This window comes from Desulfuribacillus alkaliarsenatis (assembly GCF_001730225.1).
GTDB lineage: Bacteria > Bacillota > Bacilli > Desulfuribacillales > Desulfuribacillaceae > Desulfuribacillus > Desulfuribacillus alkaliarsenatis.
On the sequence record NZ_MIJE01000031.1, the window covers coordinates 48420 to 72734 of the forward strand.

Annotated in this window: 24 protein-coding genes; 2 read left to right on the plus strand and 22 right to left on the minus strand. The window is 38.6% G+C overall.

Features of this window, described 5'->3' with window-relative positions:
• Positions 1-75: 75 nt before the first annotated feature.
• The 9 genes from BHF68_RS09975 to BHF68_RS10015 all read right to left on the minus strand — a co-directional run bounded on the left by BHF68_RS09975 (position 76) and on the right by BHF68_RS10015 (position 9089).
• Positions 76-1656 (minus strand): FMN-binding glutamate synthase family protein, encoded by a 1581-nt coding sequence (locus BHF68_RS09975; protein WP_069643511.1) that lies wholly within the window; start codon positions 1654-1656, stop codon positions 76-78.
• Between the two features lie 249 nt (positions 1657-1905).
• Positions 1906-3270: a M14 family metallopeptidase gene (locus tag BHF68_RS09980; RefSeq protein ID WP_084019362.1), complete on the minus strand. Its 1365-nt coding sequence runs from the start codon at positions 3268-3270 to the stop codon at positions 1906-1908.
• 75 nt (positions 3271-3345) lie between these two features.
• Positions 3346-3993, minus strand: a complete 648-nt coding sequence (locus BHF68_RS09985; RefSeq protein WP_069643512.1) for a hypothetical protein — start codon at positions 3991-3993, stop codon at positions 3346-3348.
• Between the two features lie 30 nt (positions 3994-4023).
• On the minus strand, positions 4024-4575 hold the full coding sequence (locus BHF68_RS09990; protein WP_245669663.1) for an RDD family protein: 552 nt from the start codon (positions 4573-4575) through the stop codon (positions 4024-4026).
• A gap of 6 nt (positions 4576-4581) precedes the next feature.
• Positions 4582-5556, minus strand: a complete 975-nt coding sequence (gene sppA / locus BHF68_RS09995; RefSeq protein WP_069643513.1) for a signal peptide peptidase SppA — start codon at positions 5554-5556, stop codon at positions 4582-4584.
• Between the two features lie 4 nt (positions 5557-5560).
• Positions 5561-6313, minus strand: a complete 753-nt coding sequence (locus tag BHF68_RS10000) for a polyphosphate kinase 2 family protein (RefSeq protein WP_069643514.1) — start codon at positions 6311-6313, stop codon at positions 5561-5563.
• A gap of 91 nt (positions 6314-6404) precedes the next feature.
• Complete coding sequence (locus tag BHF68_RS10005) at positions 6405-7028, minus strand: class I SAM-dependent methyltransferase (RefSeq protein WP_069643515.1); 624 nt, start codon at positions 7026-7028, stop codon at positions 6405-6407.
• A 100-nt stretch (positions 7029-7128) separates the two neighbouring features.
• Positions 7129-8595 (minus strand): cardiolipin synthase, encoded by a 1467-nt coding sequence (gene cls / locus BHF68_RS10010; protein ID WP_069643516.1) that lies wholly within the window; start codon positions 8593-8595, stop codon positions 7129-7131.
• Entirely contained in the window at positions 8595-9089 is a 495-nt protein-coding gene (locus tag BHF68_RS10015) for a GNAT family N-acetyltransferase (RefSeq protein WP_069643517.1), read from the minus strand. Before BHF68_RS10015 ends, cls begins: the two co-directional genes overlap by 1 nt.
• 259 nt (positions 9090-9348) lie before the next feature.
• Between BHF68_RS10015 and BHF68_RS10020 the strand changes: the two genes are divergently transcribed.
• Together BHF68_RS10020 and BHF68_RS10025 are read left to right on the plus strand one after the other, a co-directional pair.
• Positions 9349-9687: a P-II family nitrogen regulator gene (locus BHF68_RS10020; protein ID WP_069643518.1), complete on the plus strand. Its 339-nt coding sequence runs from the start codon at positions 9349-9351 to the stop codon at positions 9685-9687.
• Positions 9688-9715: 28 nt separating this feature from the next.
• Positions 9716-11086: an ammonium transporter gene (locus tag BHF68_RS10025; protein WP_069643654.1), complete on the plus strand. Its 1371-nt coding sequence runs from the start codon at positions 9716-9718 to the stop codon at positions 11084-11086.
• 112 nt (positions 11087-11198) lie between these two features.
• On the opposite strand, the gene safA is transcribed toward BHF68_RS10025, so the two are convergent.
• The 13 genes from safA to BHF68_RS10090 form a co-directional block, all read right to left on the minus strand.
• The gene (safA, locus tag BHF68_RS10030; protein WP_069643655.1) at positions 11199-11813 is read right to left on the minus strand and encodes a SafA/ExsA family spore coat assembly protein; all 615 of its coding nucleotides are present in this window, start codon (positions 11811-11813) and stop codon (positions 11199-11201) included.
• 85 nt (positions 11814-11898) lie between these two features.
• Positions 11899-12966 carry a sulfate/molybdate ABC transporter ATP-binding protein gene (locus BHF68_RS10035; protein WP_069643519.1) on the minus strand — a complete coding sequence of 356 codons (1068 nt, stop codon included), beginning with the start codon at positions 12964-12966 and terminating at the stop codon, positions 11899-11901.
• Between the two features lie 4 nt (positions 12967-12970).
• Positions 12971-13807, minus strand: a complete 837-nt coding sequence (gene cysW, locus BHF68_RS10040) for a sulfate ABC transporter permease subunit CysW (RefSeq protein ID WP_069643520.1) — start codon at positions 13805-13807, stop codon at positions 12971-12973.
• 13 nt (positions 13808-13820) lie between these two features.
• Positions 13821-14657 carry a sulfate ABC transporter permease subunit CysT gene (cysT, locus tag BHF68_RS10045; RefSeq protein ID WP_069643521.1) on the minus strand — a complete coding sequence of 279 codons (837 nt, stop codon included), beginning with the start codon at positions 14655-14657 and terminating at the stop codon, positions 13821-13823.
• Between the two features lie 129 nt (positions 14658-14786).
• Positions 14787-16187 (minus strand): MATE family efflux transporter, encoded by a 1401-nt coding sequence (locus BHF68_RS10050; RefSeq protein WP_069643522.1) that lies wholly within the window; start codon positions 16185-16187, stop codon positions 14787-14789.
• A gap of 24 nt (positions 16188-16211) precedes the next feature.
• Entirely contained in the window at positions 16212-17606 is a 1395-nt protein-coding gene (locus BHF68_RS10055) for a tRNA nucleotidyltransferase/poly(A) polymerase-related protein (protein WP_069643523.1), read from the minus strand.
• Positions 17599-18525, minus strand: a complete 927-nt coding sequence (locus BHF68_RS10060; protein WP_069643524.1) for a class I SAM-dependent methyltransferase — start codon at positions 18523-18525, stop codon at positions 17599-17601. The genes BHF68_RS10055 and BHF68_RS10060 overlap by 8 nt, the downstream gene beginning before the upstream one ends.
• Positions 18526-18529: 4 nt before the next feature.
• The gene (locus BHF68_RS10065; RefSeq protein WP_069643525.1) at positions 18530-19189 is read right to left on the minus strand and encodes a TVP38/TMEM64 family protein; all 660 of its coding nucleotides are present in this window, start codon (positions 19187-19189) and stop codon (positions 18530-18532) included.
• A gap of 26 nt (positions 19190-19215) precedes the next feature.
• Entirely contained in the window at positions 19216-19794 is a 579-nt protein-coding gene (gene yfbR / locus BHF68_RS10070; protein ID WP_069643526.1) for a 5'-deoxynucleotidase, read from the minus strand.
• 166 nt (positions 19795-19960) lie between these two features.
• Positions 19961-21262 (minus strand): globin-coupled sensor protein, encoded by a 1302-nt coding sequence (locus tag BHF68_RS10075; protein ID WP_069643527.1) that lies wholly within the window; start codon positions 21260-21262, stop codon positions 19961-19963.
• A gap of 237 nt (positions 21263-21499) precedes the next feature.
• Positions 21500-21811, minus strand: coding sequence for a c-type cytochrome (locus tag BHF68_RS10080; protein WP_069643528.1), 312 nt, complete (start codon positions 21809-21811; stop codon positions 21500-21502).
• An 83-nt stretch (positions 21812-21894) separates the two neighbouring features.
• Positions 21895-22206, minus strand: a complete 312-nt coding sequence (locus BHF68_RS10085; RefSeq protein ID WP_069643529.1) for an STAS domain-containing protein — start codon at positions 22204-22206, stop codon at positions 21895-21897.
• Positions 22207-22233: 27 nt separating this feature from the next.
• Positions 22234-24057: a hypothetical protein gene (locus BHF68_RS10090; RefSeq protein WP_069643530.1), complete on the minus strand. Its 1824-nt coding sequence runs from the start codon at positions 24055-24057 to the stop codon at positions 22234-22236.
• Positions 24058-24315: the final 258 nt, after the last annotated feature.

The following is a 24315-nucleotide window of genomic DNA, read 5'->3' on the forward strand; positions in this document are numbered from 1 at the left end:
ACTCCAGACTCTTTTGCCTTAGACAAGCTTCTACTCTACATTCTATTTATATGTTCATTTTATATATACGGATTATTAGCAACCTAGAATGTTCTTAGCCGCTTCCTTATCTGCATCCATAACGTATGGAATACCACTGATTTTAGCTGCTTCTTCAGTTAGTGCAACTAGGTCATCTCTAGTAATATGAGATAGACTGAATTTACGCGCACCACACATAAATTGCTTTAGTCCTTGATGTAAGCGATTATAGTATGTGTAAACTCCTAATGCACCTTCTGGAAGACGGTTAAAGTCATCGTTACCCAATTGCTTCTTTAATTGTTCAGTTAGGATAAAGATTTGCTCAGCTGTCTCGCCATATTTTTTCTGCTCTTTAAAGACTTTACCTTCTTTAATTGCCTTCTCAACATTCTTACCTACCATCGCTGCAGTTAGTGGAGCACGAGCCATACCTACTACTTTAACATACGGAGCACTCATTGCGATTGTCTTAAACATATGGTCCTCTAAAGAAAAACCACCAGCAATTGATATTGGAGGGATGTATTCGCCTTTAGCTGCTAAACGGTCACAGTATTCAGTCAGTAACGACTGGATATAAACTGTAGGTACACCCCACTCATTCATCATTCTCCACGGACTCATACCAGTTCCGCCACCAGCGCCGTCAACTGTTAATAAATCTAATTTAGCCTTTGATGCAAACTTAAGAGCTAATGCTAAATCAGCTGGGCGATAAGCACCAGTTTTTAGGAAGATTCTTTTAGCTCCAGCTTTACGCAGCTCATCTACACGAGCCATAAAGCCTTCTTCATCAACCATACCAACACGAGAATGACGCTCAAACTCAGAGAATGCGCCCTTTTTATAGGATTCGATAACCGTCTCATCTGATGGGTCAGGCAATACAATATATCCACGTTTTTGTAGTTCTTGAGCAAACTCTAAGGATTTAATTTTTACTTCTCCACCGATATCCTTAGCACCCTGTCCCCATTTTAACTCAACCGTATCAACACCTAACTTCTCAATTGCATACTCTTGCACACCTAAGCGAGTGTCTTCTACGTTAGCTTGTACAGCGATTGTACCGTAACCATTATACCAGTCTGTAAATGATGTAACACGCTTTACCATAGCAGGTGAATGATGAACACGCCCATTCTTAACCTCTAACTCAGGGTCCATACCACAGATGTTCTCACCAATTACAATAGCAGCACCAGAGATTGCCGTACCGCAAGCTAATCCAGGCCAGTTATCCTTTGCAACAAAGGTAGAACCCATTCCTGCAACGATTACTGGGGTTTGCAGTTTAAGGTCTCCTTCTTTACCAATAGCTGTTTCTACGCTTACATTAGGGAATATTGCCTTATCGCTGTCAGCTTCAATACCATGTGCACCAACAGTAGTTCCCATAATGTTAAAGTGAGAGTAGTCAATTGGATAGTCTTTCTCGGATGCGGAAGTTGTTGTTCCAAATGGCTGTGGATAAAGTACTTCTTTACCACGTACTGCAGAAGTACCAACTTCACAGAATCCTGGACAACCATCTAAACAGGTTGCACAAAGGCCACTGCTTGGTACATAGGCGTTCGGAGTACGTAGCTTCGTCATAGTTGCATTACTAAAATTCGGCTTACTAAAAGTCACTATAAATCCTCTCCTCTGTTTCTTTTCTTTTTCTCTTTGTTACGCTTTCTAATATTTATCTATGTAACAGAAAACGCACCCCATATCTAACTGCTTTTCGTTAGATTAGTGGGTATTATTATAGCATTTAACCCTTTAACTCACAACAGCAAATCTATAATAAATCCAATTTAACTGATAATTATGCATTCATTTATACATTGTGCGACCCAATTATTTTTTAGTATAATTGGGCCGCACGGCTGTCAGCTATAGTCTTAATGCTTCTAATAATATCCTAACGTTGTCTTCATAAATTCTCGGGTATTGACTAATCGGTAAAGGATTTATTCCACGACCAACTTCAACAGTAAACCCAGGTCTGCGCCACTCTTGGATAAACCAGTCCTTGTAGCCTGCATCACTTACCACAGTACGAATTGGTTGGTATCCACTGACTTCCTGGAAGCGTCTTACTATACCTTCAGCCTCCGGCGGCTCCATATCTCGGTAACCCCAGAATATTACTTCCCCCTGTGAATGATAGGCTAATACCATACGGAAATTGCGATTTCTAGTAAATTCCGCCATAGCTTGTGACTCAGGCTCGGATAATGGTCTTGGTCCTGGATAGTTTAGTGGTGCTGGTTGTGTAATGCCTTTGCGCCGATATTCTTCCTCCCAGAAAGCTGGGAACTGATTATTTAAATCGACACCGCGAATATTTGCCTTCCAACTATCAAAATTTAAAGAACTACGGTTAATAGCTACAACCTCGTCATAGCGAGGATTTGTCGGATCTATACCTTCAAGCACTAGTTCTACCCCATCTGGATTAACCATAGGTACAACGTATAAGCTCGTCTCGTTAAATAACTCCTGTACATTATAGCCTCTAAGTGGCTGATTAGCGTCATAAGCAATAGCATAATCCTCAATGAAGTTCATAAGCAAAGGTGTCGTAATCCATTCATTAGCATGGAACGAACCATTAAAATGTACTTCCTTCGGACCAGTACCTATACGCACAACATATAGATTCCTGCCTTCTATTGACTGACCAATCGTTGAAATCTGTATAAAACCATAGCGCTCTTGTATCTGCTCTAAATCCTTCACCATTTCATCATAGCCGTATTCCTGCAAAGGATCAACAATACGAGTTGGTGGTGCATCTGGAATATAGATAATCTGACCTACCTGAAGCCGTTGCGGGTCAATTTGCGGATTAGCGGCAATAATTTTATCTAAGGGAACGTTGAATCTGCGGGCAATTAGATACATAGTATCACCTGGCTGGATTTCATACTCCCTTAATACCCGCTTTGGAATATATATTACTTGGCCTACCACCAATCTACTAGGATCTGCAATTTGTGGATTATGGGCAATAATTGACTCAAGACTAACATTGTATCTTCTGGCAATTCTATAAAGTGTATCCCCTGCTCGTACTACATATCGCACCGTATCCCTAGGCTGCGTTCCTTGTACAGGAATAATAATTCGTTGCCCTACTTGCAAAGCATTCGGATTGATGATTTGTGGGTTTACCGTTAAAATATCATCAACTGTAATACCATACTGGTTGGCAATTTTATACAATGTGTCTCCCTGTTGAATTGTATATAACATAAAAGACCTCCTTGAACTTATGCTTTCTAGGCATATTATTCAAGGAGGCTCTGATAAGTGATATTTAATTGAAAATTAAGCGTCTATGCTAGTTTTAGAGTCTTGGTACCAGGCATCAAGCTTCTCCATAACTAGCTTATGTGTTTTCTTAGATACATCTGGCAATTGTCCACCTAACATTCTCTCTGCTTCATTAAATCCTGCCTGAATTGCTCCTCGAAGCATTTCAAACTTGGTCGTATCGCCACCAGAAATTGCAATTGCGAATTCTACTATTCGATCACTGACCGCTTCTGCTCCCAAGGGACCGTCATCTGCAATTAATGCGGCCGCTTCTGCACGGGTTTCGTCATCTACTTCAATATACTCAGAATTGATTTCCTTACCAAACAATTGCTCTAGGGTATATCCCTGCTTTAATAACATCTTTTCTACTAAGTTACGTAGTTGACTATATGCTTTCTCACTTTCAGCTCTGAGCTTATCAATAGTCTTATAATCTGGCTCAACCATATCTGCCTGTGATTTTGGCTTATCATAAGTTGCCTTCTTAGCACCGTCCGCATTGGACGGAGTATAGACTGCTGCTGGCGTTTGCTTAGCTTGAGCTGCTGTTGCTTGTGCTTTTTTCTCTGAGGTGTTAGCTTGCTTACCTTTATTACTGACATCCTTTTCAATAGGTTTGTAGCTTTGAACTGACGCTTGAACTGGAGGTATATTCATCCTTGACCTCTCCCTTCCTTAATGTGTTACTTAGTTATCGGAAGAAATAGGTAAAATGTTAACCCATCTTTGCTTTTCTATTTCGTGTACATGAACTACATATGTGTCACAAAACATATCATGCCAGCTCAGCTTCTTGGGATGAAAAGCGACCCAAAGATAACCAATATGACTTCCTAATAGCTGCGAAATTGCTCGCCCTGGGATTTCGCGAATAAGCACCGTTATCCAATCTAAATATTCGCCGTCGCGCTTTACTACACGTATACCCATTATCATCTTCCCCAATGTTTGCGACCAATAGCGAGTCATAACTGTAAAATAGACAAATCCAATTAGACCTACCGTTGCAAATCCAATAGTCATCCATTGGGTTATAGCCGTTGGTAATTCAATTAACCTAAAGAGGATACTTAGGAATATGGCACTTAGAGCTCCAATACTTATCAGGTCAACTATATATGCTAAAAACCGAACCCAAAAGCCTGCCGTTCTATATTTTACTTTTCGCAGGTGCTTATCTTCAAGTTCCTTATTCTCATGTGCTTCTACTTCTGTTAATACGCTGCTAATCTCATCCACACTCCTCTACCAATGCCATAAATACAGCAATGATGGTTGATTAGTTAACGGCGCTAGCTGTTCCATAGGATTTATTCCTCTGAACAATGTGCTTAGACTCGGGGAGCTATAAAACATTTTTCGAAACTGAGCCCACTCATCTACAGTAAAGGTAATTACAGTTGGATCCACTACGCCAGCCATTGTAGCTACTTCTTCAATAGCATCTTCCAAGATACCTAGTTCATCGACTAAGCCTACCTGCTGCGCTTGTGAGCCTGTATAGATTCTGCCATCGGCAATTTCTAACACCCTTTCACGCTCCAAGCCCCTTCCTGCAACAATTACATCTACGAAAAACTGATAGCTCTCATCAACTATAGATTGAACAATCGCGTTCTGTTCATCTGTCATATCGTCATATGGCGACATTAAAGCTTTGTTCGGACCGCTAGTAAATGTCTGATCCTTCACCCCATAGTTGTCCATTAATTCTTTAATATTCAAACCACTAATAATTACACCAATTGATCCAGTTAGGGTATTCCGATTAGCAAATATCTTATCAGCTGGAGCAGATATATAATAGCCCCCAGATGCTGCTACCCTGCCCATATAGACAACAAACGGCTTATTATACTCTTCCTTCAACCGCACAATCTCTTGATGAATTTCATCACTTTCAAACACCCCACCACCTGGTGAGTTTACATGCATAACAATACCTTTAACCTCAGGGCTAGCAAAAGCGTGCTCAAGCTGACTTAAAAAGTTTTGATGGTTATACACTGGAATTGAAAATAAACCAGCATTAGCACCATCAATGATTTCCCCTTTTAATTCCAGAAGAGCAATTTGATCAGCTCCTCCATCCTGATAAACTTCTACCATCCAATCCGTACCTGCTTTTCTCCAATCTGTAGCTGCCGGCGGAGTTGCTGCCATTTGCACAAATAGCAAAGCCACGAATACCGCTACGGCAATCCAGCGCTTTCTATTCATTATGCTATTCCCCTCTTTTTCCGTGATGTTTTTTGTAATATTTTTTGTAGCTTTCTAGCATGATTTCCATCACCTTAATTCTACCTGCTTTTTTCTGCTCAAAGTGGATTACATGCCAAGGCGCTACATCAGTTGTTGTCTTCTCTAACAGATCATTAATAGCTACTTCATAATCATCCCACTTGTCCCGATTGCGCCAATCGTCATCACTCAATTTCCAACGTTTATAGGTATGAGTCTCACGATCTTTTAAACGTTTATATTGCTCATCCTTTGTTATATGCAAGAAGAATTTAACCACTAGGAAACCATTATTTGCTAGCTTTTTTTCAAAATCGTTAATTTCTTCGTACGCCTGCTCCCATTCATGCTTGGCGCACAACTGTTCAACACGTTCAACCAGTACGCGCCCATACCAGCTTCTATCAAATATCCCTAACTCCCCATACATAGGCAGGCGTATCCAGAACCTGCGCATATAGTGATGTTTTAATTCCGTAGGAGTTGGAGGGCCTATTGGATGTACATCATACATCCTTGGATCAAGCTTTTCAGTTATGCGTTTAATAACCCCACCTTTACCTGCTGCATCCCAGCCTTCAAACACCAATACCACTGGTATCTTGTCTTCAAGGAACCGAATTTGATATTTAAGTATTTCAAATTGTAATTCAGATAGTCTATCTTTGTACTCATCTTCTGATATTTTATCTAATTTTTTAATAGAGCTTAAATCAATTATACCTGCAGACTTCATAAAAATCCCCCCTATCCTCAAATTGTGTTCGTTAATTGTGTTCGTTTGTTGTATTCGTTCGTTGTGTCTCTTATTTATGTTTTATATCGTCTTATGGCTTCTTAAACTTTATATAAAAGGACGGACATTTAAGTTCTTGTTTTTCACATACAAAGCCTGCTTTTGTTGCATAATCTATTATCGCTTCAAGGGTTTGCTCTTTAGACTCCCCCCCTAAACCATAGGAAGCATTAACTACTTCATTATCTGGCAAGAAAATCTTTAACTTTCCAACAAACACTTGCTTATCTGTCTTTATTGAAAAATCCCAGAGATGCACCTCTCCGCCACTTCTTAAAACCCTAAAGCATTCATTAAAAAATTGCTGCTTGCTTTCTTGCTCCCGTAAATACATACAGGTGAAAAAACTCGTTACGACATCGAAGCTTTCATCATCTAGAGGCATTTCCCTCGCATCGCCTTGAATCCAATGAATCTTCGCACCAACTGCATCTTCGATACCCTTCTCTTTAGTAGCATCTATTTCTTCTTCTGCTGCTTCTAGTCCAAAGATGTCTTTTCTGATGCTACGGAATATAACTGCCTCTCCTCCAGCCCCAACATCTAAAACATCACTGCTATCTGCGACAGAAAAGTCCCTTAAGTCCACTTCGATTCCTGTAACCTCTTCTACATCTTTAGCACTAATAGGCCTTGTTAGTTCAGCCTTTCCCATCGGGATGCACCTCCTAAATCTTATCTATTCAGAATACATGTTTAGCTTTTTTAGCTTCGTTTAGCATTTAGCATCTTGTGCCTTTAGCTAATATATGCTTTTACAATAATGGAGATAACAGCCTTGCACCTGATTCCTTTATTTTGTTAGTTAGTGGACGCTTAATAAACTCCTCATAGGTTATTAGTCGACATTCCTTTAAATCCTGTTGGAAATCTGCCTCTAAGCGCTTCACGGTCTCTTCGTTGTATATAAGTGCATTTACCTCATAGTTCAATTGAAAGCTCCTAATATCCATATTAGCAGAGCCAATTGACGCTATAACACCGTCAACTATTAATAGCTTTGCATGGATAAAACCCTTTTGATACTGATAAATTTTTACTCCCGCTTCTAAGAGCTCCTCTAAATAGGATTGTGTTGCCCAGTACACAATATAGTAGTCAGGTACATCAGGAATAATAATACGTACATCTACACCACTTAGAGCAGCAGTTTTTAGTGCCATAATAATACTGTCGTCTGGAATGAAATATGGCGATGTAATATGTATAGAATCCTGGGCCGTTGCCATCGTTAGATAATAAAGCTGCATTATCGTATCCCACTCAGAGTCAGGGCCACTGGCAGCTATTTGCACTAGCTGTTCTCCACTTCCACCAAAAGTATGGGTTGGAAAATAGCGATCTGCATTTAAATTCTCATTACTGACAAAGTGCCAGTCATTAATAAATATTTTCTGTAAGAAGTAGACAGCATCCCCTTCAAGCTGCAGATGGGTATCGCGCCAAAAGCTAAACACCTTGCCCTTACCTAAATAGTTATCACTAATGTTAATGCCACCAACAAAACCAACCTTCCCATCGACAACTATAATCTTACGATGGTTCCGATAATTCATTCTACTATTTAGAAACGGTACGCGAATTGGCACAAAGCAATGTACTTCTCCACCAGCTTCTTTTAATTCTTTAAAGAACTTTGGTTGAAAATCTACCTTCCAGCTACCAACACCATCATAAATGACCCGTACCTTTACACCTTCTTTAGCTTTTTTCAATAGTTTTTGCTTAAAGGCATGACCAATACGGTCATTTCTAATAATAAAGTACTCTACATGAATATGATCTGTCGCTTTATCAATAGCTTTAAACACAGCACTAAACTTCTCAAAGCCATTGGTTAAAACTTTAGCACGGTTATTAGTCGTAAAAGGTGACTGATTACTCTGTAATAACAGCTTCATAATACGCTTTTTTGAATAATATTTCTCGTCTAAAAATGTTTCTTTATCCTTTAGTATCTGCTTTTGTGTATCTATAATCGCATTGACGTCACCAATGGGCTTAATCATTTCCTTTTGCTTAACCCTGCGTTTCTTCCGAAAATTGCGTCCAAAGAATATGTAAAAAACAAATCCAACTACAGGGAGCAAATATAAGACTGTAAGCCAAGTAACCGTTTTGGACGGGTTACGATTTTCAAGGACAATTACAATTGCAATAAATATTATAGAAATTGAAAAAACTGCAGATATAACCCATGTTATAGTCGACGTTAAATCCATTAGTCTGCCAGCACCTTTTCTAAATATAAGATATTCCCCGCACGCATCACATGGTGGTACAATTTTTGTTCACCAGTTTCCTGAAATCCGTGGCTTTTCCAAAATTGAATAGCTCGCTTATTAATTTCATCTACTCCTATTATAAGGGTGTACAACCCTAATTCAACTGCTTTATCTTCTATAAATCTGACAACCTCTACTCCTATACCGCTGCTTCTGTACTCAGGATGCACCAATAGGAGCGAGACATTAAGTTGACCTTCCTTAGGATAGTTTCCAATTATAAAAAACACACCAACCAATATTTCTTTGTGATATATACCATATACACGTCCATGCGGTTTAGCCAATGTAAGCTCAAACTCTACACCTGCACGACAACCACAAACAGTAACTCCATCAATCAATTGGAAATAATCATTACAAGCAAAAAAAAGCTCCCGTACTTTCGCTATATCATTCACCGTTAACTTTTTAAAGCTAACTACCTTCATTTTCTAATCACCCCACAAAACAACACTATACCATAGGGTATGCAAGCTAGCTATTTCCATACTTTCATATGTAATTTAATCCATTATATCACAAAGGTAAAAGTTCCGTGTCAGTTTTGCTCATGTTAGCTTTCCTGACATTATTTTTAACTTTTTTCAAAAAAACTCTTGCTTTTTGCTTTTTTATGCTTTATTATTACAACTATACCAAACATCTTACATCTAATGTTAGGTATTATTACGCAAAGGGGTTGAAAACATGAAAAAAATTGAAACGATTATTCGTCCAGAGCAGTTCCCTGAGCTCCACAAACAACTTCATAGCGCAGGGATTAAGGGTCTAACTGTAACAGAGGTCGCTGGTTACGGTTTGCAAAAAGGTAAGACAGGTGTTTACAGAGGTAATGTTTACGATGTAACCCTATTACCTAAAATCAAAGTTGAACTCGTTACTACAAATGAAGATTATGAAACTATCATAGGCATCATCAAGAAGACCTGTAACACTGGAAAAGTCGGAGACGGAAAGATTTTTGTTTATCCTCTGGAGAACGTTATTCGAATCCGCACAGGTGACGAAGGCACACAAGCAATTTAACTTTATAGCGAAAGAAAATCGGAAAGGAATGATTAAATTGAAAAGTAAAGCAAGAATTATACTTATAACCTTTGCCCTTGTCACTTTGTTTTTAGCCTCTCCTGCAGCAGCAGAATCTGAATATACTATTGAAGGACTTATAGCTGATTTAGATGTCTACGTTATCTTACTAAGTGCATTTCTAGTGTTTATCATGCATGCAGGGTTCGCAATGTTAGAAACTGGTTTTACAAGATCTAAGAACGCCCTTAATATACTACTTAAAAATTTCTTCTCAATGTCAGTCGGTGTTGTTGCATATTTCTTTGTAGGATACAGCTTAATGTACGGTGCTTCTTATGCTGGTTTTACAAGCTTTAACGGATTTTTCCTAATGGGAGCACACGATGAATTAGCTGATTTCTTGTTTGACGCAGTCTTTGCTGCTACTGCAGCAACAATCATCTCAGGTGCTGTTGCTGAACGTATTAAGTTAAGTAGTTTTGTAATTATCGTAGCATTTATGACGGCGATTGTTTATCCAGTTGCTGGGCACTGGATGTGGGACGATAATGGTTGGTTAGTAGGTTTAGGTTTTGCTGACTATGCTGGCTCAACTGTTGTTCACTCCGTAGGTGCTTGGGGTGCGATTATAGCAGTATTATTCTTAGGCGCCCGTATCGGTAAATATGATGGCAAAAAAGTTAACACTATCCCTGGTCACAACCTACCTTTAGGTGCCTTAGGTGTATTCCTACTATGGTTTGGATGGTTTGGTTTTAATACTGGAAGTGCTTTAGCCTTTGAAGTAAATGAAATGGTACACGTAGCTGTAACCACACTACTTGCAGCATCTGCAGGTGTAATCGGAGCAGCTCTGTTATCCTTAGCAAAATACAAAAAAGTTGACGCTTCTCTTACCTTTAACGGTGCTTTAGCTGGTCTTGTCGGTATCACAGCTGGACCTGACGTGATTTCTCCACTTGGAGCTTTAATTGTTGGTTTAATCGCTGGCTTCATTCTAGTAATAGCTGTGGAAATTATCGATCGCGGATTACGTTTAGATGATCCCGTCGGTGCTATCGCAGTCCATGGAGTAAATGGTGTGTGGGGTACGATTGCAGTAGGTTTATTCGCTACAGACGTCGGATTATTCTACGGCGGCGGAGCAGGGCAGCTAATTACACAAGTTATAGGTGTTGTCGCAGTACTTGCTTGGGTGTTTGTAGCAATGGGCGCATTCCTATTCGTCCTAACACGCATTACATCTATCAGAGTATCTGCTGAAGAAGAGGTCCAAGGACTTGACTTCGCCGAGCATGGCTCATCAGCGTACGCTAACAACTTAAGCTCTATGGGATTAGGTTTAGCAGATCGCTTAAACATAATCTCTAAAAACGGAAAAACTGAATCCGTATAACAATCGCATTTCACCAAATTTTGGTTTTAACTATCCTCTATCCTCTCTTGACCCTTACTCAACTGTAAGGGTCGCTTTTTTATTTACAAAAGCAAAGAAGCTGCCTTTGCAGCTACTTCGTAATAAACATTTGTGTCCAATAGAACCGATAACTACTTCCCTCTGCATAACCTACACCGATATGGGTAAAGTTTGGATTGAGTATATTCTGACGATGACCTTCCGAGTTCATCCAGCTATTAACTACCTCTTGGGCCGTACGCTGACCAGCAGCTATATTCTCACCTGCTCCTCGATAGCTAACGTTAAATGCCCGTAACATATCGAATGGAGAGCCATAGGTTGGTGACTGGTGAGCAAAATAATTCTTATCTCTCATATCCATAGACTTGTATCTAGCAACCCTCGCTACCTGCCAATCAACCTGTAACGGTTTTAGTCCACGTTTTTGACGTTCTTGATTAGTGAGATTTACTACTTGTTGTTCAATGCCTTTAATTTCATCGATATTAGGTACATAAACAGTGTCACCTGGATAAATCCAATGCGGGTCTTCAAACTGCGGGTTGGCTCCAATGATTTCTGAAAGACCGATTTGGTATCTAACGGCGATTTTCCAAAGTGAATCTCCTTTCTGAACAGTATAAGTATCATAGGCACTTACAACAGAAGTTAGTAATAGAGTGACGAGTAACCAACACTTAATGATTTTAGATAATCTTTTCATGTGCTTATTTTTTACAATTTTAATCAAAATAATCCCAAATACACATAGTCCAATTATTACTAATTATGCTAGCTATATACCGCCTTTAAATATATATCGCTAAAGGTTTATGGGTAGACTTATTGAATGATGTTTTTACAATGTTTGCTTTGTCTTCATCAAAGAAATGCAGTTGATGTATTACGACATTTACCTCTTCCCCTACAGATATTTCTTTCTTCTCCAACGGGCGGTATGCTAGAACCGTTGTCCCTTCGATGTTAACCTCAACCTGCCAATTACTACCCTTAAATATTACATTCGAAACGACCCCCCTAGGCAATGTGTCTGCCCTAACAACTTCCTCGTGTGTTAGCACTTCTACGTTTTCAGGGCGAACCATAGCAGCTCCTAGACCAGTAAACTTAGAAAAACCTTTCCACTCTTCTATATTTCTAATAGTATTTGACTCTCCAATAAAATTAGCAACAAATGCACTTCTGGGGTGTTTATATATTTGCATTGGCGTTCCGACCTGTTCAACACGACCTTGATTTATAATGATAATTTCATCGGCTATTTCAATGGCCTCCTCTTGGTCATGGGTAACGAAAATACTCGTAATACCCAGGCGTTGAATCATTTCTTTCAGCCATGTACGTAATTCCTTACGCACCTTAGCATCAATTGCAGCAAATGGTTCATCTAGCAACAGCAGCTGTGGTTCTGGTGCTAGCGCCCTTGCGAAGGCTACACGCTGTCGCTGCCCACCTGATAGCTGATGGGGATATCGGTTTTCCAACCCCTGTAATCCAGTCAACTCTAATAACGCATTCACTTTATTCGCTATAGTTTTCTTGTCTTTTTTCTGAATCGTTAATCCAAAGGCTATGTTTTGAAATACGGTCATATGACGAAATAAGGCATAGTTCTGAAAAACAAAGCCAATCCCCCGCTCCTGTGGCGCACTATTAATTACAGACTTGCCGTGAAACAAAATATCTCCCGAACAAGGAATCTCCAGGCCAGCTAGCATCCTTAAGATTGTCGTTTTACCACCACCACTAGGTCCAAGCAGACCTATCAGCTTACCTTTCTTAATATCAAAGCTAACATCCTTGGCGGCATGAAAACTCCCAAATTTTTTGTTTAGATTACGTACTATTACATGCATCTCATCACGCTCCCATTCTTTCTTGCTCTTTCTCATGCTTCCACTCTATAATGCCTTTAATAATCAACGTAAGAATCGCCAGCATTACTAAAACTGAAGCAACAGCAAAGGATGCAGCAAACTGGTATTCATTGTATAGAATTTCAACATGTAATGGCAAAGTATTGGTTAAACCACGAATATGACCAGATACAACAGACACCGCTCCAAATTCACCCATAGCCCGAGCATTACATAATATCACTCCATATAAGAGACCCCACTTAATATTAGGTAGCGTAACTCTCCAAAAGGTTTGCAAGCCATTCGCCCCTAAACAAATTGCTGCCTCTTCCTCAGTAACACCCTGTGATTGCATCAACGGAATCAACTCTCTAGCGACGAAGGGTAGTGTAACAAACATTGTCGCTAGTACGATTCCAGGCACAGCGAAAATAATTTGGATATTATACTGCAGTAGTAAGGGTCCTAAGTAGCCCCCTACGCCAAATAACAGCACAAACACAAAACCAGCAATCACTGGTGAAACAGCAAAGGGTAGATCAATTAAAGAAATCAAAATATTCTTACCCCTAAATTGAAACTTTGTTATAGACCAGGCTGCCGCAATTCCAAAGAGCATATTCAAGGGAACAGCGATTAAAACTGTAATAAGCGTTAACTTCACTGCTGCTAATGCATCAGGCTCAGTTACTGCAGTCACATATACATCAATACCCCTACGAAAGGCATCTGTAAAGATAGATACTAAAGGCAGGATAAACAAAAAACCTAAAAACAGTAGCGCAATTGTAATAAGCGTCCATTTAATATAGGGTGGCTCGCTTGTAATATTTTGCATTGGAGTCACTCCTCTAATTTACGTTAATTCTATTGGCAGTACGCCATTGTAAGTAATTTATGATTAATAGCAATACGAAAGATATAACAAGCATTACAGTAGCGATAACAATAGCCCCTGCATAATCAAATTGCTCTAGTTTTGTCATAATTAGTAACGGCACTATCTCTGTTTTCATTGGCATATTTCCTGAGATAAAAACAACAGATCCATACTCACCTAACCCTCTGGAAAAGGCAAGGGCAAATCCTGTCAAAAGTGCTGGCGATAGCTCAGGTAGAATTACTCTATGGAATACCTTCCAGCGGTAGGCACCTAAGCTCATTGCCGCTTCTTCTATATCCTTCTCTAGCTCCTGTAAAACTGGCTGTACAGTCCTCACAACAAATGGCAAGCCGATAAATACTAGAGCTAAGGTTATCCCTAAAGGTGTAAATGCAACGTCTATCCCTAAGGGCGTAAGCAATTTTCCAATCCAGCCGTTTTGTGAATAAATTGCTGTTAAGGCAATCCCAGCTACCGCAGTGGGCAAAGCAAATGGCAAATCTATAATCCCATCAACAATCCGCTTAAATGGAAACTGATAACGCACCAGCACCCACGCTACCAGCAAGCCGAAAAAAACATTAAACAACGCCGCAAAAAAAGCTGTACCAAAACTAATCTTAAAGGCAGCCAGTACCCTAGTATCAGATATTACAACCCAAAATTGCTCCCAGCTTAACGTAGTCGCTTTTAACAACAGTGCCGATAGAGGTATTAGTACAATTAAGCATAAATAAAACAGTGTAAATCCCATTGATAGTCCGAATCCTGGAATAATACTTTTACGTTTTATAGTACCAGCCATACACAATCACTCCCTCATATATAAAATAGTTTATTGCCCAGACTAGTAAAGGGTCACAAAAAATAGTAAAAAAAACAAATCGCCAGCGACGATTTGTTATAAATAACTCAAATATTGAGTGTAGTTTGTCTATGTAGTATGCAAGATTCTCCTAATACGCAGATCTCTATTTAAAAAATATACCGTTAACAAAAATCCCATAAACTCTGCAATTGGAAACGCCCACCAAACACCCTGATAGCCCATAAAAATAGGCAACAATAGAATAAACGGAATTAGAAAAATGATTTGTCTTGATAAGGAAATAAGCATCGCTTGCTTAGGCATTCCTAAGGCTTGATAAAGACCCCCAGCTACCATTTGTACTCCAGTCAAAAAGGCCATCGCGAAGATAATTCTCATTGCTGTCTTACCATCCTCTACTGCGAATGGCTCATTCGAAAACATTCGTATCAGTGGTTCTGGGAATAGCATAATAAGCACAAAGACAGTTATCGATAAAATACTGGCCCATTTCATCGCTTCGGACAAAACATCTCTAACCCGTTCTAGCTGATTCGCTCCATAATTATAGCCTAAAATCGGCTGCATTCCCTGTGCTATGCCAAATATCGGCATAATCGTAAGCATTAACACACGATAGACTATCCCCAGGATTGCTACTGCCATGTCCCCACCATGCAAGAGTAGCATATAGTTTGCAGCAATAAACAGTATACTTCCTGATACTTGACGTACAAATGTCGGCGATCCTACATAAGTAATCTCTTTAAGCAGTCCCTTATCCAGCTTCAGATTAGCTACATGTAGCTGCAAGCTACTCTTGCCGAGGGCAAAGTAAGCTATGACAACGATGACAGCTAGCATTTGGGATAACACAGTCGCCAGTGCAGCTCCCTTAACACCCCAATGCAAGACAAATACAAAAATAGGAGTCAAAATTACATTCAAGACAGAAGCCTTAAGCATAATGAGCATCGCCATTTTCGCGTTGCCCTCAGAACGTATGATGTTCGTAATCGACATCGCAGCTGTAAAGAACACCGACCCTAACAATATTACGCGTAAATAATCAACGGCATAGGGCATAATCTCTGCCGATGTACCAAACAGCAAAAGGAGAGATTCTGCAAAAAACAGACCAGCTAACAGGCCTAAAATGCCTATAAAACATATAATAGAAATTACATTTGCAAATGCAAGATTGGCATCTTTATTAAGCCCCGAACCAAGTCTGCGTGAAATCACTGATGCTCCACCAATCCCGATTCCCCCTGCCAGAGCCATCAAAACCCCAATTACCGGAAATGCAACAGTAACACCAGCTAAACCAAGCAAACCTACGCCTCTACTGATAAAAATAGCATCAGCGACATTATAAAGCCCCATTATTAAAATTCCAAGCATCGCTGGAAAGGACTGGCGGAATAAGAGCTTACCTATAGGCTCTGTGCCTAATTTTGTGCTATGATCTTTTGTATTTACCTCTTCTTTTTCCTGAGGATTTTCTTTTGTATCTTCAAGATTCATTTTATTTCCTTCTTCCAGGGCAACTTAATTGACGTTCAAGTGCCTTCCGAGATAGTCTCTTGCAGATTCCCTTGAAGTAATAATACCATCCATTTGTAGACGATCTAACAGCATCAGTAATTCCTTAACTTCCTTACCTGGCAACACATGGAATTCTTCGATAATCTCTTTACCTGAGATATATTGAGTAAGCTGTTGGCGCTTGATAAGATAAGCTACATACTCACTAATAATATGTAATCTTTCTTGCATTGATATTGCGTTTTGTAAAATGATAGCGCCTATTGCTTCAGCCTGATAAGTCTCGTACAGTTCATGAAAAGACCTAATGTTTCCGTCAAAACTTAGCCACGTTTTTATAATACTAGCTTCTTTGCTACTAAGCTTCCATCTATTTATAATAGGGCGTGCACGTTCATAGTCTAACCCAGAAAGCAATGCCGCAAACTTTAACAATGGAAGTCTCGTATATCCAGCAGCTACTATAGAATAAAAATAGTCTGATGTTTTCCGCCCTATTGTAACTTTTGATATAGCTTCTATAGAGCGCTCAATTTCTACAACACGCCTTAATCCTAACTGCATATTACAATCGGTTTCCTGCATAATCTCTGGCATAAACTCTGGAATGAGCTCTTGAATAAGCTGTATTTCATTACCTAAAAAACTCAACCAATTGCTACATGGTTCAACCAAAATCGCCCAGAACTCAGCGCGGATTCTTTCATAACTAGCATATTTTACTTGATGCTTATATCTTCTCATCAGTTCCTTAGTATCATCTGAAATAGTAAACCCTAGCTGTGTAGCTAAGCGGACACCACGGAGTATGCGAAGAGCATCCTCCTCAAAAGCAGCTTCATATACAACTGACACCTTCCTAGCCTGCAAATCTTTTATGCCATCAACTATATCTATAGTCTTACCTTTCAGAGTAGACATAAGCATGTCTGCTGTTAGCTGGGTTTCATTGGTTGGCTGGGTTCCAGTGGCTGGCTTGGTTTTAGTTGTTGATTGGGCTTCTTTTAACGCTTGTAGTGGTATAGCTAGGGCATTAATTGTGAAGTCACGCTTCCGCAAATCTGCTTCTAGCTTTGCTTGCTTACATTTAGGAGCTACTATATCTACCGATATACCATAAGTTGTGAATACTACTCTATAAGCATCATGCACGCTATCTAGAATCACAAAAGAGCCTCCAAATCTATCTGCTAATTCTTTGGCGACCACCCTTACATTATTAAGTACTAATATATCTACATCAATGCTGTCCCGTTCTAAAAATAAGTCACGTACAAAGCCACCCACTAGATAGGCAGAGTTATTCCTACCATCATTAAAATACTTATTTTCGACTATTGCATGTACTCCATTCAAGAGCCTGATAATTTCTGTTTTCAGTTTTTTATCTTTAGACATTGATTAAAATCGCCCCTAAGCGTGTTACGGATTCGTGCTTGTATACACCTGCGACAGTCTTTTTGTCTACATAATCAGCAATCTTTTTCATAATTACCTGTTTATTTTCATCTACATAATTGTACAGGTAGTCATCAACCATCAATTGTAATTGATGTAACAATTCTTGAGCTGCCTCCTCTGCAGGAAACTCATTATCTCTTCGCTCCTCCCATACACGAAAGCTGAAATTATAGCCCATGGTGTATATTAAGTTCAACTGGTGCTGGATATCTATGTGAAAAGGAGGGTGCTCCTGCTCAAACAAAATCGGCCATAAATCCCTTAATCCTATGTATTCTCTCTTACCTGCAAAGCTACTGATATAACAGTAGGCCCGACTACAATTAATAGCTTTTTCAATTGTTCTTATATCATTAACTCCAGGAACCATCGAAGCAAAAACTAAATCAAAACTACCAATCCAATCATTATCTTCTATTGATACCGTCTCCCATGGCTCTTCTACAATAGTAATGTTAGTGATATTGCGATTCTTAATCTCCTGTCTCAAGAAATCAGTCATCGCCGTTACTGGCTCTAGTGCGACAACCTCCTTGGCATATGTGGCAAATGGAATTGTAAAAGATCCAAGTCCGCTACCTATATCAAGAATCCTAATGTCTTCTAAACTCACTCCTTGACCTTTCATCCAGTTAATTATTTTTTCTACACGTGAATTGCCCTTTTTGCCTAATACGTTTTTAGCAAATGGCTGTGCACGCTTTTCCCAGCGTTCTATGTTTGCTTTGATTGTTTCTGGCTCAGTCGCTTTCTTTCTATTCCCATGTAACAGCTGTTGCTGCCATAAGTTATTCCAAAATTCTGGGTCCTTAATATTTGCTAGTATAACGTCTTTATCAATACGATGATTGGACATCCTATCACCCCTTTGTTGCTGACCTCTTTTTTTGTTGTCTTTTCATATATCTTACTGAAATTAACGTCGCTACAAGTACAATAATAGTTATTATTATTCCCTGGTAGTATTCTCCCTGGCCAAAGCTGAAGCCGATATATCCATACAGGTAAGCCATCGGTATACTGCCGAAAAATGTACCTAAAACAAACTGTCCAAACGGTACAGACGAAGCCCCTGCTGCATAGCTAATCAAATCGTAGTTAGCTATTGGAACATTTCTTAAAAGAAAAATATACATAAAACCGTTTTGTTCTAACTGCTCCTGAATATTCTTTATGCGCCTGCCAGTGTATTTCTTAAGCAACACATCAAAATCAAAATAGCGAGACAGCGCATACATAATAATTGCGCCTATCGTACCACCAATTGCTGCATATAATGTAGCCTCTAGCGCCCCAAATGCGATTCCACCAGTAATATAAAAAATTGTTATAGGAAATAAAAAAAATGTCCTTACAATATATAAGCCAAGGAATATAACAGGGGCTAATACTGGAAAATTAGCTAGCCAATCACTAAAGCTAGCTGGCGAAATATCTATGTACATAATGTTAATAACTGATAGCACAACAACTAGAGCAATTACTATAGATACTTTCAGCCATACACCTTTCTTGTTCATTGCTACCCCCATTCCCTAAGTTTACCCTAGTTCAATTCGTCTAATGTTAGTGTGAAGCTTTTTACAAAAGTATCTACGAAGTATTTTACTTCTGGTAGGCTATTTGCTTCAATTTCAGCTCGAATTGCCTTCGCTGCCTGCGAGAACTCTTCATTGCCAGCCTTCAGTTCCTCAAGACACTTTAGATATGCACATATTTTATCTGCTGCTTTTATGATTAACCAGTGTTCTTTATCTTCAATCGCTTCAAATATATAACCACTATATTCATCCTGTAGTTCTTCAGGTAACATCTTATATAATTTTTCGTTAGCTACCTGCTCTATATCCTTATAAGCTTTTTTGATTTGCGGGTTGAAATATTTAATAGGTGTAGCCAAATCTCCCGTTATTACTTCGCTAATATCATGAAATATAGCTAAGGTAGCCACTCGTTCTGGATTTAACTGCCCAGCAAACCGCTTATTCTTGATAACAGCCAAGGAATGTGCAACCATAGCAACCTGCAGACTATGCTCTTGGATATTTTCTGGATGTGTATTACGCATCAATCCCCAGCGTTTAATTAGCTTCATCCGAGCTAAATATGCAAAAAAGTGACTCATAAACTGCTCTTCCTTCCCCGAATTCTAATAACCTCAATCTAAAGTTATTATCTGATTATGTATGTTTTTATCTGCTTAATCTTTGGTTCCATTATAACAGAAAAAGCTATTTATGAGCTTGAGTTGCTCATAAATAGTCTTCTCTTGAAATTATTAACCTATTAGTTTACTTGCTAAGCTCTCCAGCTAGGTTAGCAAGACCTTCAGCCAAAACTGCAACATTTTCGGAAGCGTCCTTAATCTGTTCAGCGATGCTTGCATTTACATCTATACCGTTTGCTACGCCTTTAGTTATTTCTAAACTGGATTGTACCGACTCAACGATATTTCTAAAGCCTTGAATTGTCTCGCTTGTAGTCTCTGCACCCTCACCGACTGAATTGCTCGCCCTCCCCATTGCACTTAGGACCTCGTTTGTATCAGTACGGGACTTCTTAATTTTATCTGCAATATCCTTAAGGGCTTGATCCGTATCTTCTGCGAGTTTACGAACCTCCTCAGCAACCACCGCAAATCCACGTCCATGCTCGCCAGCCCTTGCTGCCTCAATTGATGCATTTAATGCTAATAAATTTGTTTGCGAAGCAATCTGGCTAATGGTATCAATAATCTTGGCAATCTGTTCTGAGCTTTCATTTAAACCTGCGACATTTTTCTGCATTTCTGTAAAATCGCTTTCAATCTCTTTCATCGCATCAGTTACTGATTGAATTTGTTTTTCTCCTTTGTTAGCAAGATCCATTACCTTTGTAGCAAAGTTAGCTGCCTCTAATGCCTCTTCACGGATACCCATCATTGTAGTAGACATCTCATTAGCTGAGGCTGTAGTTTGCTCTGCGGCAGCCGCTAAGTTCTGGCTATCTTCTTGTAGCTTCATTTGAATTTCTTTAACCTGCTCTATTTCTAGCATTTGCGATGTGTAGCTGGCTATATATTCTTCTATCATCAATGTGTTATCAAAGGTAGTAATAGCATCCAAGGCAATAAGTGTATCTGATAATACCTGGGGCTGATGCTGGAATTCTTCAACTATAATTGGAATTAAAGATTTCCGTAATATATGGTAGGCCCCCATAAACCATTCAGGACGAAGCTCTACACGGTCATGAACCTTTCCAATATATTGTTTGCTTTTTATATATCCTTCATTAATATCTGCAGCTAATAGTTCTTCAACATACTTTTTAAATGTTGTCCTTAAGCGGTCTACTGAACTATGACGTTTAATAATCGCTTCAAGAGTCGGAATCTGCAGTACCTCAGAATAAAACTTATCTACTATTTTATCTAGTTGTGGTAAAACAACTGGCTTAAATTGTTTCAAGCAGTCTGAATGGGATGCCCCTAACTTAATAAAATCAATCTTCTTTTGCACTTCAGTACTTGAACTGCGAAAATTAGATCCCTTTGCCGAGAAAAAGTCTACATGCTTTTTTTCTTGATTAGCTTGTTTTTTTGAAAAAAACATAGTTTACACGCTCCCATTTTCATATAGCTTGTATAGATTTTATATAGCTTGTATAGATAATACATATAATAAGTATACTACATCACTGTTTAATATTCCTTTAAATCGTTCAAAAAAATTAATAATTAAAAGTGGTCACAAGCCATTATATAAAATGACTTCTATGACCACTTTTCAAAGATTACTTCAACAATTACTTTTGTATAACATTAATTAATTAAGATTCTCTTGATAGCATTAATTACTCCGATTCTCCTGTAGGTAAGCTATAACAGCTTCCCGCTCTTGATCATCTAACAGACCTGGACTATAGCCTATCATTCTATCAACCACCTGAGGCCATTGACCTTCCGCCCTTGGTCTAAATGCCTGGTCCAAGGTATGGCACGACTGACAATTATCTTCAATTAAAGTCAATGCAGCTGTATCAGCTTCGTCACCTGCTCCATTTGTTGTTGGGCTTTCTACCGTTGCATCATTACAGCCTACAGCTATCAATAACGTAAGTAAAAACACTACTCCAAGTCCAAATACAGTCCTTGTCCTCATAACAATACCTCCTCAGTAAGCTAATTCTACTCGACATCATTATAAAGCCCATAGGAAGCAATTGTCACATAATTATGTGTATATTACATGCCTTCTATTTTTACAATATCAGGCAATCTCAATATTCGAAATAGATTACGCACGTGCTCATTATTAACATTTTTAATAGTCAAGCTACCATTCTTCTCTTGAATGCGTTTATTAAATACTAATATTTTACCAAGGCCCGTACTATCAATATTATGAACATTCTGTAAATCAATTACTACGCGAGATATCCCTTGATTAAACACAGACATTAATGCTTTTTTGAATTCCTCGGCATTAGTAAGCATAATTTTGTCATCCTGCGGTGTAATTATAGCTTCACCTGATTCTAAGATTTGAACATCCATAGTACACCCTCCTTTGCTAATAACTATCTAAAACAACGTTAATTCTCCACCTTCAGTACCTACATCTACATCCTCCTCTAAGGTGAGTTTAGCTACTGTGCGTTCATAGTGAGTCGTTAAATGTTCTAGAATGATATTAAAATCATTAGACTGGCTGTTCCAATCTGTGAGACTAAGTTTGTCTAGCTCCTGCGAGAGTGTCTCGTATACATCAATTTCTGCAGAGTGTAATTGTTCTTTAATGCGCTTTATCCAATCAAACATAATTTCACCCGTGTTAAGCTTTTCTATAATATAAGCTACCTCTTCACTCAAGCCTTTGCTGGCCATTCCTATTGGTTGAATCGCCTCAACAACTAAGTTTTTTGCCATGTCCATTTGACTAACAGCTGCTTCTACTGTTTCTTGCATCAGTTTGACTTGCATTTGATTATTCGATAAAGCTTCTATAAACGCCGATAAATCATCCTCTAATTGAATCCTTAATAGACCAACAAATGCTTTGTTTTTATTAACTTCTTCAATAACTACTTGAGAAATGTTTGTTATCTCATTTACAAAAGAATTGCTGTTTCTGTCATTGATTCTAGCAAGTTCAATTCTACTTAATAAGTTCAACTTGTTTAATTGATTAATCTCTTTTTTAATACCCGAAATTTTATTCTCAATTCCCCGCATTTGCTTTATGAATGAATTCTCTGTATTTTTGAAGGTATCGGTTTCAAATGATATGTGCAGTAGTTCTTGATTGAACTCCCCTAAAAAACTATCTACATCCTGAAATATATGCTGTATTACATTTTTTTGGTCTTCACGTTCCCCACTTATGATATCCACTAAATAGCTACCCTCTTCTAGCATATCATCTAATTGCTCCTTAGCGCCATAGACAGTATGTTTAATCTCTACCAAGGACTTATGCAGGCGTTCTTCTATATTGCCTACTAGCCCCGTAGACAGTCCCAGTACCCGCTGGTAAAAACTTAGCTTATTAAGTAGCTGTTTATTACTATTACTTGTATCGTCGTTCTCTATAAGCTGTTTTTCAGTTATATGATTAATGATTTCTATAACGTTTTCAAGACTTTGCTGAATAATATCCTGTTCCTGGATTTGATTCATTAATATGTATACAGGTTCTACTGATGCTTGTATGCTATTTATAATACCATATAGTAAGTCACGAATGACCTTTAGTGATTGAAATATTTTAGTATGAATTGCTTGGAATTGATCTAAATGATCAGTAGTAAGGCGACGGTGATAGCTGATAATCTCTTCTAGACTTTTGGCAAACTGCTTATTCCAGTCCTGCAGTTCTTGAGCATGAAGCTCAATACTATCATAATCGGCAGCGACACAGTTTGAGATTGCCATGATATTATCTGAGATAACCTCAAACGCCTTGCCTTGTTCACCGAGTTTAGCAGAGTAGATGATAGCATTCATAGATATGAGTTCAATATCAGCAATCTTATTTTTTATAGCTGGAATTAAGTCCATCAATCCTTTAATGCTAATATTTGATGCGCTACTCTCAGCTAAGAAACGCTCCATAATCTTTCTAAACTGATCTTCATTTGACATTTTCGCACTTGCTTCTGCTACCTCATCAAAAACATTTTTAAGCACCATCGATAAATGAAGTGCTTCTCTACCTTCATTCACCACTGGTGCGTCAGAATGCAAGAAATAATCTAGTAAAATCTCTACTTCCTTTGTAGTTAAATCTATTTCTTCCTCAATCATTGGAAGCTTAGAATAAATTGAACCATAAACATCCTGCGTTTCTGCAATAAGCTGTTCTATCTGCTGCACAGCGTCACTGCATTGGTCATGCACAGATTTCATTCCATCACCTTCCAATGTATCATCGAAATTCCATATTAGTTCTCAATCTTATGCTATCACTTTTACAGTAGTTGAGCAATACTATAGACCTACTATATTTATGAAACTTTTTTCCTATGAATTTTATCGGATTACTTCTATTCCATATTGCTTTTTAGAAACAAGCGCTTTTAACAATTATCTTATAAGATAATTGTAACGAATTCTTCTATATTAAAAAATATAATATTTCAAGATTAGCATTCTATAATTTGACAT

Coding starts and splice junctions, on each gene's coding strand:
- BHF68_RS09980 (WP_084019362.1), bottom strand. CDS start 3,270: ATGTTATATACAATTCAACAGGGAGACACATTGTATAAAATTGCCAAC.
- BHF68_RS09985 (WP_069643512.1), bottom strand. CDS start 3,993: ATGAATATACCTCCAGTTCAAGCGTCAGTTCAAAGCTACAAACCTATT.
- sppA (WP_069643513.1), bottom strand. CDS start 5,556: ATGAATAGAAAGCGCTGGATTGCCGTAGCGGTATTCGTGGCTTTGCTA.
- BHF68_RS10000 (WP_069643514.1), bottom strand. CDS start 6,313: ATGAAGTCTGCAGGTATAATTGATTTAAGCTCTATTAAAAAATTAGAT.
- BHF68_RS10005 (WP_069643515.1), bottom strand. CDS start 7,028: ATGGGAAAGGCTGAACTAACAAGGCCTATTAGTGCTAAAGATGTAGAA.
- cls (WP_069643516.1), bottom strand. CDS start 8,595: ATGGATTTAACGTCGACTATAACATGGGTTATATCTGCAGTTTTTTCA.
- BHF68_RS10015 (WP_069643517.1), bottom strand. CDS start 9,089: ATGAAGGTAGTTAGCTTTAAAAAGTTAACGGTGAATGATATAGCGAAA.
- BHF68_RS10020 (WP_069643518.1), top strand. CDS start 9,349: ATGAAAAAAATTGAAACGATTATTCGTCCAGAGCAGTTCCCTGAGCTC.
- BHF68_RS10025 (WP_069643654.1), top strand. CDS start 9,716: ATGATTAAATTGAAAAGTAAAGCAAGAATTATACTTATAACCTTTGCC.
- safA (WP_069643655.1), bottom strand. CDS start 11,813: ATGAAAAGATTATCTAAAATCATTAAGTGTTGGTTACTCGTCACTCTA.
- BHF68_RS10035 (WP_069643519.1), bottom strand. CDS start 12,966: ATGCATGTAATAGTACGTAATCTAAACAAAAAATTTGGGAGTTTTCAT.
- cysW (WP_069643520.1), bottom strand. CDS start 13,807: ATGCAAAATATTACAAGCGAGCCACCCTATATTAAATGGACGCTTATT.
- cysT (WP_069643521.1), bottom strand. CDS start 14,657: ATGGCTGGTACTATAAAACGTAAAAGTATTATTCCAGGATTCGGACTA.
- BHF68_RS10050 (WP_069643522.1), bottom strand. CDS start 16,187: ATGAATCTTGAAGATACAAAAGAAAATCCTCAGGAAAAAGAAGAGGTA.
- BHF68_RS10055 (WP_069643523.1), bottom strand. CDS start 17,606: ATGTCTAAAGATAAAAAACTGAAAACAGAAATTATCAGGCTCTTGAAT.
- BHF68_RS10060 (WP_069643524.1), bottom strand. CDS start 18,525: ATGTCCAATCATCGTATTGATAAAGACGTTATACTAGCAAATATTAAG.
- BHF68_RS10065 (WP_069643525.1), bottom strand. CDS start 19,189: ATGAACAAGAAAGGTGTATGGCTGAAAGTATCTATAGTAATTGCTCTA.
- yfbR (WP_069643526.1), bottom strand. CDS start 19,794: ATGAGTCACTTTTTTGCATATTTAGCTCGGATGAAGCTAATTAAACGC.
- BHF68_RS10075 (WP_069643527.1), bottom strand. CDS start 21,262: ATGTTTTTTTCAAAAAAACAAGCTAATCAAGAAAAAAAGCATGTAGAC.
- BHF68_RS10080 (WP_069643528.1), bottom strand. CDS start 21,811: ATGAGGACAAGGACTGTATTTGGACTTGGAGTAGTGTTTTTACTTACG.
- BHF68_RS10085 (WP_069643529.1), bottom strand. CDS start 22,206: ATGGATGTTCAAATCTTAGAATCAGGTGAAGCTATAATTACACCGCAG.
- BHF68_RS10090 (WP_069643530.1), bottom strand. CDS start 24,057: ATGAAATCTGTGCATGACCAATGCAGTGACGCTGTGCAGCAGATAGAA.